We start from the raw sequence: 13,964 nt of genomic DNA, 5'->3' as shown, positions 1-13,964 counted from the left end.
ATTGAAACTGACACCGGTTACCGGATAGATCAAGAGGACAGGTGGCATCCAAGGCTGACATCGCCGAAGGGGCGACCACCGATAAAAGCAGGGGAGGGGGCGTGGCCAAGGGTCGGGTATTGCTGCGCGGGGTGACGAAATGCTTCGGCGCCGTCGATGTGATCAAGGGTGTGGACCTGGAAATCGCACCGGGGGAGCTGACGGTGTTTGTCGGTCCGTCGGGCTGCGGCAAGTCCACCTTGCTGCGTCTGGTATCGGGCCTGGAGCTGCCGACCGGCGGGTCGATCATAATCGGCGACCGCGATGTCACCCTGGTTCACCCGTCCGAACGCGGCATCGCCATGGTTTTCCAATCCTACGCGCTTTATCCGCACATGAGCGTGGCGGAGAATATGGGTTTCGGCCTGAAGATCGCGGGCCTGCCCAAACCCCTGATCAAGGAGAAGGTGGCCAAGGCAGCGGAGATCCTGCAACTGACCCCCTTGCTGGACCGTAAGCCCCGCGCCCTGTCGGGCGGGCAGCGGCAGCGGGTGGCCATTGGCCGCTGCATCGTGCGCGAGCCGGAAGTGTTCCTGTTCGACGAACCCCTGTCCAATCTGGATGCGGCCCTGCGCGGGCAGATGCGGGTGGAAATCGCGCGCCTGCATGCCAAGCTGGGCGCCACCATGATCTATGTGACCCATGATCAGGTGGAGGCGATGACGCTGGCCACCCGCATCGTGGTGCTGAATGCCGGGCGGATCGAACAGATCGGCGCGCCTATCGAGCTGTACCGTCACCCCGCCAACCTGTTCGTGGCCGGCTTCATCGGCTCCCCGGCCATGAATTTCATGGATGGGATCGTGGAGGCGGTGGAAACCGACGGCGTCAGCGTGCGCCTGAACGGCGCCACACTGCGCCTGCCCCGCCATGACGCGGCGGTGAAGCCGGGGGCCAAGGTCACGGTGGGCATCCGGCCCGAACATTTCCGTGTCGGCCCGACGCCGGCGGACATGGACCATGATCAGGCGGTGGAGTTTGACGCCATCATTGATCTGGTCGAACGTTTGGGTGGGGAAACATTGGCGCATCTGCGCATGCCGTCGCTGTCGGATGGGGTGCTGGTGGTAAAGATCAGTGGCGACGTACCGCTGCGCATCGGTACCGGCCTGCGCGTCGGCGTCCGTCTGGCGCAATGCCACCTGTTCGACGCCGATGGCCGCGCCGTGGGTGAACCGGCGGCGCGCGCGGTCGTGGCGGCGTGAGGGGGCTAGCCTATGTATGACAACCGCGTCTCCGGCTATCTCTATATCGCGCCCTTCCTGATCGGTCTGGCGACCTTCACCCTCTTTCCTTTCCTGGCATCCTTCCTGCTGTCCTTTTCGGACTATCAGCTGCAGGACCCGGTGGAACAGGCGCGGTTTTTGGGCTTGGGCAATTACACGCAGATGGCGGGCGATGACACGTTCCATGGCTCGCTGGGCGTCACCTTCCTCTATGTGTTCATCACCGTGCCTTTGAAACTGGCCTTCGCCCTGTTCATCGCCTTCGTCTTGAATTTCAAACTGCGGGGCATCGGTTTTTTCCGCACCGCCTATTACGTGCCCTCCATCCTGGGTGGGTCGGTGGCCATTGCCGTGCTGTGGCGCTATGTCTTCGCGGGTGACGGGCTGATCAATCAGGTGCTGGTCTGGGCAGGGGGAGAGCCGCTGAACTGGCTGGGGGAGCCTGCCTATGCCCTGTTCACCGTCGTGCTGCTGCGCCTCTGGCAGTTCGGGTCGGCCATGGTGGTGTTCCTGGCGGGCCTGCAGAACATCCCCACCGACCTTTATGAGGCGGCGACCATCGACGGTGCCGGCAAGGCCCGCATCTTCTTCACCATCACCCTGCCGCTACTGACGCCGGTGATCTTCTTCAATTTCATCATGCAGATCGTGCAGGCATTTCAGGAGTTTAACGGCCCCTATATCATCACGGGCGGCGGGCCCCTGAAATCCACCTACCTGCTGCCCCTGATGATCTATGAGGAGGCGTTCAAGTACTTCAATGTCGGTTACGCCGCCGCCCTGTCCTGGGCCCTGTTCCTGATCATCGCGCTGTTCACCATCATCGCCTTTGCGTCTGCCAAATACTGGGTCTTCTACGGGAATGAGCGGGAGGATGGGGAATGAGCCTGATCAGCGCGCCCCGCCGCGATGTCGCCTGGATTGGCCGTTTCAGTGCCCTGCTGCGCTACGCCGTGCTGATTGGGGTGGGGCTGCTCATGCTCTATCCCCTGTTCTGGATGGTGGCCGCCAGCTTCAAGCCGAACCATGAGATTTTCGGATCGGCCGGCCTGTGGCCGCAGGAACCGACCATGGACGGGGTGGTGAAGGGCTGGCGCACCGGCACCGAATACAGCTTCGCGACATACCTGCTGAACAGCTTCGCCTTCATCATGCCGAAGGTGTTGCTGACGGTCGTGTCATCGGTGCTGGTGGCCTTCGGCTTCGCGCGCTTTCGCATGCCGGGCAAGCAGCTTTGGTTCGCGCTGATGGTGGCGACCATCCTGCTGCCGAAAAGTGTGCTGCTGATCCCGCAATATCTGATGTTCCGGGAATTCGGCTGGCTGGATACATATCTGCCGCTTTATGTGCCCTGCGCCTTCGCCACGGACGGCTTCTTCGTCTTCATGGTGGTGCAGTTCCTGCGCGGCATCCCGCCCGATATGGAGGAAGCCGCCGTCATCGATGGCTGCAACTCGCTCCAGGTGCTGTGGCATGTGGTGGTGCCGGTGATCATGCCGGCCATCATCTCCGTCGCTCTGTTCCAGTTCATGTGGAGCCTGAACGACTTCCTCTATCCCTTGATCTACCTGTCTTCGGTCGGCAAATACCCGGTGGCCCTGGCGCTGAAAATGGCCATCGATGTGACGGAGGCTACGGCCTGGAATCAGGTCCTGGCCATGTCCACCATCGCCCTGCTGCCCTCCCTGATCGTCTTCTTCCTGGCGCAGAAATATTTTGTCGAGGGGATCACATCGGGCTCGGTGAAGGGGTAGTTTTGTCGCATAAGGGGTTGGCCCGCATGCGACACCCAACTCACCCCACCGGCTGCTGTTGCGTGATGCAGTGGATACCGCCGCCGCCGCGCACGATATCCAGGGCCGGGACGGGGATGATCTTGCGGTCGGGGAACAGCTTGCCGAAAAGGCTGATGGCCTCTGCATCCATCGGGTCTTCGAACAGCGGCATGACGATGCCGCCATTAGCCATGTAGAAATTGGTGTAGGACAGCGTCAGGCGCACGCCATGCTGTTCCTGACGTGCCGGTGTGCGCAGGGTCACAACCTCCAGTGGGCGGCCCGCCGCATCGCGTGCGGCCTTCAGCCGGGCGACATTATCCTGGAACACGGGATAGTTCGGATCTGACGTGTCGTCGGTCACGATGGTCAGCACCACGCCCGGCTTCACAAAGGCCGCGATCTCATCGATATGGCCATCGGTTTCATCTTGCTCATAGCCCTTGTTCAGCCAGATGAATTCCCGCACGCCCAGATGCGACGCCAGATGCGCCTCGATCTCGCCCCGCGACAGATGCGGGTTGCGGTTGGGGTTCAGCAGGCATTCCTCCGTCGTCAGCAGCGTCCCCTCGCCATCGACATGGAACGACCCACCCTCCATCACCAGCGGGGCCGCAAACCGCTTCAGCCCCTGGTTCTCCAGGATCAGGCGCCCGACCTGCGTATCCAGCTGAAAATCGTCATAGTTCCGGCCCCAGGCATTGAAGCCCCAATGCACGCCGGCCACATCGCCCTTGCCGTTGACGACAAAGCTGGGCGCGTTATCGCGCAGCCAGCTGTCGGAGCAGGGCACCGGCAGCACCGACACGCCCGGCCCGCAGGCCAGCGAGACATCGGCCAGCGCCCCGTCGGGGCACAGCATCGTTACCGGTTCGAACTGCGCGATGGCCTTCGCCACCTCGGCATAGGCGGCACGCGCGGCGGGCAGGCCGTTGGGGAACGTCTCCTCCCGCACCGGCCACGCCATCCAGCAACGCGCATGCGGCGCCCATTCGGCGGGCATGTAAAAGCCTTCGGCGGCGGGATGGGTCATGATGCGATCCTTGCTTCTGATCTGGGCCGGACATGAAAACGCCCCGGCGAGGGTACCCGCCAGGGCGCTGTCATGACAACCATGCCGGTCCAAAAACGGGGGCCAGCTGATGATTTTTGGTCAGACTGAAAAATGGGAACTGCTAAAAGAAGCAGGCCTTTCCGCCTCAATCACGGCGGTTGGCCGGGTACTGCTCAACCGAAGCGGCATAACGGGAAAAAGCACCGAGCCGCAGCATAGGAAGCAGGAAAAAGTACCGCATGATGTGTCTCCATCGTTGTTTTCGATGGACGTAATATAGTTGCGCAACGGCTTTTGCGCCATCCGTGCCACGCGCCGGGGCAAGGCTGCGCGGCGCGCATGGCTTGGGGCAGGGGTTCTGGCGTGCTTCCCTCACCTCTCCCAAGCCGTCCGGCTTGAGCCCCTCCCTCTCCCACCTTCGTGGGCGAGGGGTGAAGATTTAGCCCCTCGCCCGCTTGGCAGGGAGAGGGAGGGGTCCGTCGGCGTCAGCCGATGGGAGGGTGAGGGAGCACCATCACCTCAGCGCTTCACATCCAGCCCTTCCTCATTCACCAGGCTCATCACATCGGCCACCGACACCAGATTGGCGTCGCCCGGCACCGAATGTTTCAACGCGGCGGCGGCGGCGGCGAAATTGATGGCCTGATCGGCGGCCCAGCCCTTGTCCAGCCCATGAATCAGGCCGGCGGCAAAGGCGTCACCGCCGCCGATGCGGTCGACAATGCCGTTCAGCTTGTAGGTGCGGGAATAATGGACCCGGTGGTCCCGCGCGGCGACACGGCCCGTCAGTTCCTGATGGTCCACGTCATGATGGCTGCGAATGGTGGAGGCCAGCCATTTCAGACCCGGCCAAGTCTTGAACGCCAGTTCTGCCGCCGCCAAGAACCGCTCCGACAGGGGAAGGGCGTGGAAATCCGCACCCAGGATCAGGGCGATGTCGCGCTCGTTCCCGAACATCAGGTCGGCGCACGACGCCAGTTTGGCAAACACCGCCGGTGCATCGCCGCCCCGGTCGGCCCACAGCTTGGCGCGGTAGTTACAGTCGAAGGAAACCTTGACGCCGGCTGCCTTGGCGGCTTCGGCCGCGGCGACCACGGCCTGCTCCGCCTGTTCGCTGACGGCGGGCGTGATACCGCCGACATGCAGCCATTCGACCCCGTTCAGCAGCGTGGGCCAGTCATAGGCGCTGGCCTCCGTCACCGCGAACGCGGACCCGGCGCGGTCATAAATGATCTCCGATGGGCGCTGCATGGCGCCGACGGTCAGGAAATACAGGCCCATGCGGCCATGGCGCATCTGGATGCCGCGCGTGTCGATGCCATGGCGGCGCAGTTCACCCCGGCAGGCCTCGCCAATGCCCTGGTCGGGCAGGGTGGAGACCACGGCAGCGTTCCAGCCGAATCGGGCCAGTGATACGGCGACATTGGCTTCCGCCCCGCCAAAGGTGACGTCCAGGCGTGGGCTTTGCAGCAGCATTTCCCGGCCCGGCGCCGTCAGGCGCATCAGCAATTCACCAAAACACACGATACGCCCGGTCATCGGGTCTCTCCCTTCCACCATGCAAACCTGCCTACTGCGGGATTTGTGCCACATCCTGTGACGAACTTGGATATCTCAATGCAAAAACGTATTGCCACCGGTGTCAGATCGGATCATTAATAGCCCTGTCACCGGTGTCAACGCCTACCGGCTTCGACGACTGGTATAAAGACCTAAATCGTTCGTCCTACCCCCTGCTTGCCGTTCCGGCTGCGGGCCGGATCGGTGCGGCCAGAACGATAAATCTGAAGGGGAAGGAAGCAATGATGAAGTTCGCGGGTACGCCCTGCATCCGTCGCCGTCTCGCCGGCGCCTCGGCCCTGGTCATGCTGGCGGGCCTGATCCCTGCGGGTGCGCAGGCACAGGAAGCCCTGGAAGAAATCGTGGTTACGGGCTTCCGTGGCTCGCTGGCCAGCGCCATCAACAAGAAGCGGAACGAGAATGACATCGTCGATGTCATCAATGCCGAAGATATCGGCAAGTTCCCGGACACCAATCTGGCCGAATCGCTGCAGCGTATCCCCGGCGTCTCCATCGACCGCGATGGCGGCGAAGGCCGTTCGATCACGGTGCGCGGCCTGTCCTCCACCTTCACCCGCGTGCGGCTGAACGGGCTGGAAGCCCTGGCCACCACGGGCGGCAAGGACGGGTCGGGCGGCGCCAACCGTGGCCGCGGCTTCGACTTCCAGATTTTCGCGTCCGAGCTGTTCAACAGCCTGACGGTGCGCAAGTCCACGTCGGCCCAGACCGAAGAAGGCTCGCTGGGTGCCACCGTCGACCTGCAGACGGCCCGCCCGTTCGACTATAACAAGTTCGTTTTCTCGGCCTCCGGCAAGATCGGCTACAACGACCTGTCCAAGTCGAAGGACCCGCGCGGCACCCTGCTGGTCTCCGACACGTTTGCGGATGGCAAGATCGGCGCCCTGTTCTCCGTCGCCTACTCGGAGACCAACCGTCTTGAGGAAGGCTCCTCGACGGGCCGTTGGGAACGCGGCATCGACACGATCGGCACCATTCCTGCCAGCGGCAATGGTAGCGCCACCGCCAACTTCCTGTTTGGCGGCGGTGGTGCGTCCAACACGCCGGGCAACCGTGCCCGGCCCGAACAGTCGGCCTGGCACCCGCGCATCCCGCGCTATGGCCGCCTGGATTACGACCAGGAACGCCTGGGCGCCACCGCTGCCCTGCAGTTCCAGCCGTTTGAGACGACGCGCATCACGCTGGACGGCCTCTATGCCGATCTGAAGGGCACGCGCCAGGAACAGTATCTGGAAGCCATCTCCTTCAGCCGCAACACCGGCGCGGGCGGCATGGGCGGCACCACCGTCACCCAGGCCACCTATGATGATCTGGGCAACCTGATCAAGGGCACCTTCAACGGCGTCGATATCCGTACCGAACAGCGCCGCGACCGGTTGCAGACCGAATTCCTGCAATATTCCGTCAACCTGGACCAGGAACTCTCCGAGACGATCCGTTTCAAGGGCATCGCCGGCTGGTCCTCCTCGGTGCAGGACAACCCCGAACAGACGACCCTGTCGCTGGAAGCCTACAATGTCCAGGGCTACAGCTACGACTATTCCGGCAACAAGAATCTGCCGGCCTTCAATTACGGCTTCGACGTCACCAACCCCGCCAACTATATTTTCAGCCCCTCCACGCGTCTGGTCCGCAACGGTGCCGTCATCGGTGATCAGTCGCTGATCCGCATCCGTCCCAATAAGACGAATAACGATTTCCAGACCATGCGCGGCGAGTTCGAGTGGGATGCCCAGGACTGGGTGACCCTGAAGGCGGGTCTGGCTCACAAGGATTACAAGTTCAAGACCCAGGAATGGCGTCGCTATGGCACGCTGGACCCGGTGCAGGGGACCGGCAACCTGACCGAGGCCGCCGTGCCCCTGCCGGCTGGCACCAACCTCGCCAGCCTCACGGAACTGGTGTCTGGCTTCGGTCGCCACCTGAGCGTTCCGAACGGCACGCCCACCGCCTGGATCGTGCCTTCCATCGACAAGTTCGAGGAGCTGTTGGGCTTCTACTGTAACTGCGTCAACCAGTATGGCGATTTCCGCGTTGCCAAGGATGGCCAGGGCGCCATCGGCAGCAACCGTCAGGCCCGCGAACGCAGCCTGAGCGCCTTCGTCCAGGCCGATTTCAACACCGAACTGGCGGGCATGCCGTTGCGTGGCAATGTCGGCGTGCGACAGGTGAAGACCAAGCTGACCTCCACCGGCTATGTCGGCACCACGCTGGCGACCGTGGAGCGTGAGTATGACGACACGCTGCCCGCCATGAACCTGTCGCTGGAGCCGATCGACGATTTCCTGGTCCGCTTCGGCGCAGCCAAGGTCATGTCGCGTCCGGATCTGCCGCAGCTGACGCCGGGCGGTTCGATCACCAACGCCAACCAGACGCTGAGCAGCGGCAATCCCTACCTGAACCCGATCCGCGCCAATACCGTCGATCTGTCCTTCGAATGGTATCCGGAGAAGGAAACGCTGGTGTCGGTCGGTCTGTTCTACAAGGACATCAAGAGCTACATCCAGAACATCTCTGAAACCATTCCCTTCCGTGATACCGGCCTGCCGGAAAGCCTGCTGGCCAACGGCAACACGATGGACAGCATCTTCACCATCACGCGCGCCGGCAACACCAAGGGCGGCCCGCTGAAGGGCTTCGAAATCAGCGTGCAGAAGCCGTTCACCTTCCTGCCGGCCCCGTTCGATGATTTCGGTGGTATCGCCAACTTCACCTATGTGACGTCGGACATCGATTACCGCGTCGGCACCCGCACCGTGCGCGAGCCGCTGGTCGGTCTGTCGCCCAAGTCGTTCAACGCCACTCTGTACTATGAGAACGACGATTTCAGCGCCCGCGTCTCCGGCTCCTTCCGTGATGAGTATTTGACCCAGATCTCGCCCGGCAACGCCAACGACATCCGTGGCAAGGCCTCGACCTTCAACCTGGACTTCTCGGCCAGCTATAACTTCTCCGAGCAGATTTCGGTGACGTTCGAAGCCATCAACCTGACCGACGAGTTCGACGAGCGCTGGGTCGGTACCAGCGAGCGCCAGAACTCTGAAGAATATGTCCACTATGGCCGCCAGTTCTTCCTGGGTGCCAAGTACAAGTACTGATGACCTCCGCTTCCCCCTGGCTCGTTCAGAGCCGGGGGGAAGACCCCACGGGGCTGCATCGCGGCCCGGCGTGGAAACCGGTGGCAATGCATGATCGCCTCCGGTATTGCCTTGATCTCCTGTTCCGACCTCATCACGGCCCCACCGGCACAGGCGGGGCCGTTTTCCTGTTGATGGGAGCCTTCCAACGTGAATATCCAGGCCTTCACCCTGCTGCTGAAAAGCTCGCCCGTCATTCCGGTCCTGACCATCGAAAGGGTGGAGGATGCCGCCCCCCTGGCCGTGGCCCTGAAGGAGGGTGGCCTGTCGGTGGTGGAGGTGACCTTGCGCACGCCCGCCGCCCTTGACGCCATCACCGCCATGAAGCGGGCCGTGCCCGGCCTGATCGTGGGTGCCGGCACCATCCTGAAGCCATCGGATCTGGATGCCGCCATGTCGGCGGGGTCGGATTTCATCGTGACCCCGGCTACGACGGCGGCCCTGGTGGCCCCGCTGAAGGCCTGTGGCGTGCCGGTCATCCCCGGCGTGGCCACGCCCAGCGAGGTGCTGGAGCGCCTGGATGACGGGTTTGAGGTGCTGAAGCTGTTCCCGGCAGAGCAGTATGGTGGTGCAGCCACCATCGCCGCCCTTTCCGCCCCCCTGCCGCAGGCCCGCTTCTGCCCCACGGGTGGCATCGGTCGCGACAAGGTGGCTGGGTATCTGGCGCTGAAGAATGTCGTCGGCGTCGGCGGCTCCTGGATCGCCACCAACAAGCAGATCGCCGAGGGCGACTGGGCCGGCATCACCGAAAATGCCCGCGCGGCGGCCGCGTTCGCCACGCCCGGCGTTTAACACAAACGCCTCAAACGGGGTAAGCCCGGAACCAGGGGCAGCGTGGTATCGTTAAGGCTGCATCCACTAACCGGAGGATGCAAACCATGAAGATGCTTCTCGGCACCGCCGCCCTGTCCCTGGTCCTGGTCGCCCCAGCTTTGGCCGCCAGCTCCGACAGTGACATCGCCGCCTTCCGTCAGGCCAAGGTTTCCCTGACCCAGGCCATCGCCCAGGCAGAACAGCAGGGCAAGGGCAAGGCGGTGGATGTCGATTTCGATACCAAGAACAGCGTCGGCCTGTATCAGATCGATATCGTGTCCGGCGAGACCGTGACCCGCTGGGATGTCGATGCCTCCAACGGCAAGATCGCGTCAGCCGACAAGCAGACCCTGGCCACCTGGGCGCAGCAGCTGGGTGCGGGCGTGGAGCCGCGCGAACTGACCGCCGCCTCCACCAGCCTGGCGCAGGCCATCGGCATCGCGGAGAACAAGGGCGGCGGCAAGGCCATCGAGGCTGAGGTCGATCACGATAATGGCCGCCTGACCTATGAGGTGGAGGTGCTTAACGGCAACGGCACCCGCACCATCCGCGTCGATGGCGCCACCGGTCAGGTCATGGCCGACAAGAGCTGATGATAAGGGGGCGGGCTTACCCGCCCCCTTATCACAACCCGTTCAGATATTCTTCCAGATTGGTATAGCCATCACCATCCCGGTCGGTCGCCCCGTCCGCCGGATCGGTCGGGTTCAGGCCTTGCGACTTTTCCCAGGCATCGGGCGTGCCGTCACGGTCGCTGTCAACCGGTGCCCCTCCCGCCGCCAGCACCGGCCAGCCGCCGACATCGTCCTGATTGTCGATGATCCGGCCCTCGCCCTTGGCCACGCCTGCCGTGATCCGCTCATCCACACTGTCGCGCACCCGTCCCGCTCCGGCCTTGGCCAGAACCGCGCGGAAGGCGGCGTCGGCGGGTTCCGTTGTCACCGCCGCCATGGGGATGGGGGCAGACTGGCGGTAGCCATCGGCCTGCACACCCGTGACCAGCGACCAGGGGTCCGCCGGCTCTGCATGGTTCATCCAGTTGCCGGCAAAATACGCCCTGGCCACGGGGCTTTTCTCATCAAAGGCATGTGCGCCCTTCGAATCAGGCCCCGCCACATAATAATTGTTCACGAAATTATAGGCCGTGACGGCATCGGTATCGGCATTATAGCCGGACGCCCCGCCCTTGCCCGTCCCCTTCCAATTGAAGAAGACATTGTTGCGGAAATCCATGAAGGCGCCGGTCGGATCATCCGCCTGCTTTTCAAAATTGCCGGGGCGCGGCATGCGGGCCGTGTGGCTGGCCCACAGATTATGGTGAAAGCTGAAACGCGATCCGAACGACCCGCGCGCCAGCGTGCCATAGCCATGATCGCCCTTGGCATGCACCGACTTGTTCAGGCTTTCGGCGATCACCGACCATTGTACTGTCACATTGTCCAGCCCCGTCATCCCTTCCTTCCATTTGAAGGAAAGCGACAAGCTTTCATCGGTGGACCAGCTGGCGGAGACATGGTCCAGAATGATGTGCTTGCCATCAAAGACCGTGACGGCGTCGGCTTCCTGCCCCGCCGCACTGCCCAGGCGGGAACGGATGTGGCGCACCACCACATGGCTGGCCGTCACAATCAACGGATAATCGCGCAAGGTGATGCCACCGCCCGGCGCCGACTGGCCCGCGATGGTGATGAAATCGTTCTTGATGCGCAGATCGGATTTCAGCTGGATGGTCCCCGACACGGCGAACACCACCATGCGCGGCCCCTTGGCCTCCACCGCCTCGCGCAGGCTGCCCGGACCCGCATCTTCCAGGCTGGTGACGATGAACACCCGTCCCCCCCGTCCCCCCATGGCATAGGCACCGGCCCCTTCGGCCCCCGGAAAGGCCGGAATGGCGGCGGGCGCCACATCACGGCCGATGGCGGCAGCCGGAAGGGAGGGCAGCAGGCACAGCAGGGCAGCAAATGCTGCCGGGCGCATCTTCATCTGGGCACTCCCTTTTATCACAGAAGCCGGTACTGGCTTTGCGTACCGTCTTTACACATGATTTGACACCGGTTACCATTATTTTGCGGGGCTCGGCAAATGAAAAGCAGACTTTCACTGCCGTCAAACCCGGACAATGACTGATTTGGGGTTGCGCCATCCTGGCGCACAGTGCAGTACATTCTTATTGTCCCCTGGGGGGACAATTGATGCCGATAAACACATCAAAATGGGACAGCACCATCCATGCCCCGTGCCCGCACCGCCGACGCTGCCACCGTGACCGAACAGGCCGAAAAGCCGGAAGCGCCGAAGACCTATATCTGGGACCTGAAGCGCCGGCCCACCATCAATGATGTGGCCCGTCTGGCGGAAGTGTCGAAGAAGACGGTGTCGCGGGTCATCAACCAGTCGCCCCTGGTGAATGAGGAAACCCGTCAGAAGATCACCAAGGTCATCGACGATATCGGTTATGAGCCGGACCCGCAGGCGCGCGGACTGGCGTCCCAGCGCTCCTTTCTGCTGGGCATCATCTATGACAATCCCAACAGCCAGTATGTGGTGAATGTCCAGGCGGGCATTCTGGAGGCCTGCCGCAAAAGCGGGTTTGAGCTGGTCGTGCATCCCTGCATCCGCACCAGCCCGACCTATATGAAGGAGATGCGGCAGTTCGCGGAACGGCAGAAGCTGGACGGTGTCATCCTGCTGCCGCCTCTGTCGGAGGATGAGGCCCTGGCCGCCATGCTGGTGGAAATCGGCTGCCGCTTCATCCGGGTGGCCTGCGTGCCGCTGGATGTCGCCGCCCATCTGGTCGTGTATGAGGATTATAAGGGGGCGGCAGAGGTGGCCGACCATCTGGTCGAACTGGGCCATCGTCGCATCGGCTATATCGCCGGCACGCCGCAATATAAATCCGCGCAGGAACGCCGCCGTGGTTTCGCTGACGGTTTGGCCCGCCACGGTCTGTCGCTGGACCCCGAACTGTCAGCACAGGGTGCCTACACGTTTGAAAGCGGCCAGGAATGCGCTGAAAAGCTGCTGTCGATGGCGAATCCGCCCACGGCGATTTTCGCCTGTAACGATGAAATGGCCGCCGGCGTCTATCGCATCGCCTATCAGAAGGGCATCGCCATCCCCCAGGACCTGACCGTTGTCGGCTTTGACGACAGCCAGCTGGCCCTGCGCATGTGCCCCGCCCTGTCGACAGTGCGCTCCCCCGTCCGCGACATGGGGCGCGTGGCGGCGGAAAAGCTGATCCAGCGTATCGCACAGCCCGACGCCAAGCTGCGCGAGACGATTTTCCAGCCGCATCTGGTGGTCCGCGAAAGCAGCGCGCCGCCCAAGGCCTGATGGTTCGGGCCGTGGGTTCATCCCACGGCTCCTGTCGCCTTGCATGGAAACCGGTGTCATCATAGGATGGCGCCTGATATATCCCATATTTCAGGAGTTATGACGGTGTCCACCGCCCAGGAAATCGCCCAGCGTTTCGTCGCTGCCCGTCGCGCCGCGACCGCCCTGCCGGATTATCCCGGCACAATCCCCGATCACCTGACCCAGTCCTATGACATTCAAGATGTGGCGCGGTCGCTCTGGCCCACGCCGGTGCGCGGTTGGAAGATCGGCATGGTGCCGCCGGCCTTCCGGGAGAAACTGGGGGCCATGCGTCTGGCCGGTCCCGTGTTTGACGGCAATGTCTGGGATTACAACGAGGGTCAGGTGATCGACCTTCCCGTCATTCCCGGCGGCTTCGCTGCGGTTGAGGGGGAGTTCGTGGTGAAGCTGGGCGCCGACATGCCGGCCAGCGGCCCGTCGGATGAGGCGGAGGCGAAGTCCCTGATCGGTTCCATCCATGCCGGTATCGAACTGGCCGGCAGCCCGCTGGCCACCATCAACAAGCTGGGCCCCACCGTCGTGGTCAGTGATTTCGGCAATAATGCCGGCCTGATCGTGGGTCCCGAACTGAAGGGCTGGGCCGATGCGGCACCTGAAAGCCTGACCGTGGAAACCCGGATCGAAGGCGAAGTGGTCGGCACGGGCAGCTTTGCCAGCATCCCAGGCACGCCGGTCCAGGCCGTCGCCTTCCTCCTGGCCCATTGCCGGGCACGCGGCATCGCCCTGCCGGCAGGCACCCTGATCACCACCGGGGCCGTGACGGGTATCCATGACATCGCCTTGGGCCAGTCTTCCACCGTCACCTTCGCGCCAGGCGGTCAGATCAAGGTGCGGACCGTCCAGGCACAGCCGCGCTGAACCGGTCACGAAGGTTGGGGGGCGGGCGTTGCTCCCAACCTTCGCTTGACTTCAAACATTGAATGAACAACGTTCAATTCAGCGGGGCGCAGCACCTTCCCGGAAT

Annotated in this window: 12 protein-coding genes; 9 read left to right on the top strand and 3 right to left on the bottom strand. The window is 63.1% G+C overall.

Annotation, left to right across the window (positions count from 1 at the left end):
* Positions 1-41: 41 nt before the first annotated feature.
* From ACT6Q8_RS19100 to ACT6Q8_RS19090, 3 genes are read left to right on the top strand one after another with little or no spacing between them, the layout of a single operon-like run.
* Positions 42-1,244: an ABC transporter ATP-binding protein gene (locus ACT6Q8_RS19100; RefSeq protein ID WP_444733662.1), complete on the top strand. Its 1,203-nt coding sequence runs from the start codon at positions 42-44 to the stop codon at positions 1,242-1,244.
* Positions 1,245-1,256: 12 nt separating this feature from the next.
* Positions 1,257-2,150: a carbohydrate ABC transporter permease gene (locus tag ACT6Q8_RS19095; RefSeq protein WP_444733663.1), complete on the top strand. Its 894-nt coding sequence runs from the start codon at positions 1,257-1,259 to the stop codon at positions 2,148-2,150.
* Positions 2,147-3,019 carry a carbohydrate ABC transporter permease gene (locus ACT6Q8_RS19090; protein ID WP_444733664.1) on the top strand — a complete coding sequence of 291 codons (873 nt, stop codon included), beginning with the start codon at positions 2,147-2,149 and terminating at the stop codon, positions 3,017-3,019. The genes ACT6Q8_RS19095 and ACT6Q8_RS19090 overlap by 4 nt, the downstream gene beginning before the upstream one ends.
* Positions 3,020-3,059: 40 nt before the next feature.
* On the opposite strand, the gene ACT6Q8_RS19085 is transcribed toward ACT6Q8_RS19090, so the two are convergent.
* Complete coding sequence (locus ACT6Q8_RS19085; protein ID WP_444733665.1) at positions 3,060-4,073, bottom strand: agmatine deiminase family protein; 1,014 nt, start codon at positions 4,071-4,073, stop codon at positions 3,060-3,062.
* A gap of 109 nt (positions 4,074-4,182) precedes the next feature.
* Here ACT6Q8_RS19085 and ACT6Q8_RS19080 point away from each other — a divergent pair, with 109 nt between their 5' ends.
* On the top strand, positions 4,183-4,374 hold the full coding sequence (locus ACT6Q8_RS19080; RefSeq protein WP_156344553.1) for a hypothetical protein: 192 nt from the start codon (positions 4,183-4,185) through the stop codon (positions 4,372-4,374).
* A 239-nt stretch (positions 4,375-4,613) separates the two neighbouring features.
* Here ACT6Q8_RS19080 and ACT6Q8_RS19075 read toward each other — a convergent pair whose 3' ends face one another.
* Positions 4,614-5,633: a PfkB family carbohydrate kinase gene (locus ACT6Q8_RS19075; protein ID WP_444733666.1), complete on the bottom strand. Its 1,020-nt coding sequence runs from the start codon at positions 5,631-5,633 to the stop codon at positions 4,614-4,616.
* 263 nt (positions 5,634-5,896) lie between these two features.
* Here ACT6Q8_RS19075 and ACT6Q8_RS19070 point away from each other — a divergent pair, with 263 nt between their 5' ends.
* The 3 genes from ACT6Q8_RS19070 to ACT6Q8_RS19060 all read left to right on the top strand — a co-directional run bounded on the left by ACT6Q8_RS19070 (position 5,897) and on the right by ACT6Q8_RS19060 (position 10,215).
* The gene (locus tag ACT6Q8_RS19070; RefSeq protein WP_444733667.1) at positions 5,897-8,770 is read left to right on the top strand and encodes a TonB-dependent receptor; all 2,874 of its coding nucleotides are present in this window, start codon (positions 5,897-5,899) and stop codon (positions 8,768-8,770) included.
* A 189-nt stretch (positions 8,771-8,959) separates the two neighbouring features.
* The gene (gene eda, locus ACT6Q8_RS19065; protein ID WP_444733668.1) at positions 8,960-9,601 is read left to right on the top strand and encodes a bifunctional 4-hydroxy-2-oxoglutarate aldolase/2-dehydro-3-deoxy-phosphogluconate aldolase; all 642 of its coding nucleotides are present in this window, start codon (positions 8,960-8,962) and stop codon (positions 9,599-9,601) included.
* A gap of 86 nt (positions 9,602-9,687) precedes the next feature.
* Positions 9,688-10,215 carry a PepSY domain-containing protein gene (locus ACT6Q8_RS19060; RefSeq protein ID WP_444733669.1) on the top strand — a complete coding sequence of 176 codons (528 nt, stop codon included), beginning with the start codon at positions 9,688-9,690 and terminating at the stop codon, positions 10,213-10,215.
* 31 nt (positions 10,216-10,246) lie between these two features.
* On the opposite strand, the gene ACT6Q8_RS19055 is transcribed toward ACT6Q8_RS19060, so the two are convergent.
* Complete coding sequence (locus ACT6Q8_RS19055) at positions 10,247-11,608, bottom strand: pectate lyase family protein (RefSeq protein WP_444733670.1); 1,362 nt, start codon at positions 11,606-11,608, stop codon at positions 10,247-10,249.
* Positions 11,609-11,854: 246 nt separating this feature from the next.
* Between ACT6Q8_RS19055 and ACT6Q8_RS19050 the strand changes: the two genes are divergently transcribed.
* Together ACT6Q8_RS19050 and ACT6Q8_RS19045 are read left to right on the top strand one after the other, a co-directional pair.
* Positions 11,855-12,958 carry a LacI family DNA-binding transcriptional regulator gene (locus ACT6Q8_RS19050; protein ID WP_444733671.1) on the top strand — a complete coding sequence of 368 codons (1,104 nt, stop codon included), beginning with the start codon at positions 11,855-11,857 and terminating at the stop codon, positions 12,956-12,958.
* Positions 12,959-13,063: 105 nt separating this feature from the next.
* Positions 13,064-13,858 carry a 2-keto-4-pentenoate hydratase gene (locus tag ACT6Q8_RS19045; RefSeq protein WP_444733672.1) on the top strand — a complete coding sequence of 265 codons (795 nt, stop codon included), beginning with the start codon at positions 13,064-13,066 and terminating at the stop codon, positions 13,856-13,858.
* Positions 13,859-13,964: the final 106 nt, after the last annotated feature.

The sequence above is a fragment of the Niveispirillum sp. genome (assembly GCF_052437035.1).
GTDB lineage: Bacteria > Pseudomonadota > Alphaproteobacteria > Azospirillales > Azospirillaceae > Niveispirillum.
Note: the sequence above shows the minus strand (reverse complement) of the source record. Positions and strands in the feature narration are given on the sequence as shown.

What these genes read in the sequence shown, in the direction of transcription:
- ACT6Q8_RS19095 (WP_444733663.1), top strand. Translation starts at nt 1,257, where the DNA reads ATGTATGACAACCGCGTCTCCGGCTATCTCTATATCGCGCCCTTCCTG.
- ACT6Q8_RS19050 (WP_444733671.1), top strand. Translation starts at nt 11,855, where the DNA reads ATGCCCCGTGCCCGCACCGCCGACGCTGCCACCGTGACCGAACAGGCC.
- ACT6Q8_RS19090 (WP_444733664.1), top strand. Translation starts at nt 2,147, where the DNA reads ATGAGCCTGATCAGCGCGCCCCGCCGCGATGTCGCCTGGATTGGCCGT.
- ACT6Q8_RS19070 (WP_444733667.1), top strand. Translation starts at nt 5,897, where the DNA reads ATGATGAAGTTCGCGGGTACGCCCTGCATCCGTCGCCGTCTCGCCGGC.
- ACT6Q8_RS19055 (WP_444733670.1), bottom strand. Translation starts at nt 11,608, where the DNA reads ATGAAGATGCGCCCGGCAGCATTTGCTGCCCTGCTGTGCCTGCTGCCC.
- ACT6Q8_RS19085 (WP_444733665.1), bottom strand. Translation starts at nt 4,073, where the DNA reads ATGACCCATCCCGCCGCCGAAGGCTTTTACATGCCCGCCGAATGGGCG.
- ACT6Q8_RS19080 (WP_156344553.1), top strand. Translation starts at nt 4,183, where the DNA reads ATGATTTTTGGTCAGACTGAAAAATGGGAACTGCTAAAAGAAGCAGGC.
- ACT6Q8_RS19075 (WP_444733666.1), bottom strand. Translation starts at nt 5,633, where the DNA reads ATGACCGGGCGTATCGTGTGTTTTGGTGAATTGCTGATGCGCCTGACG.
- ACT6Q8_RS19060 (WP_444733669.1), top strand. Translation starts at nt 9,688, where the DNA reads ATGAAGATGCTTCTCGGCACCGCCGCCCTGTCCCTGGTCCTGGTCGCC.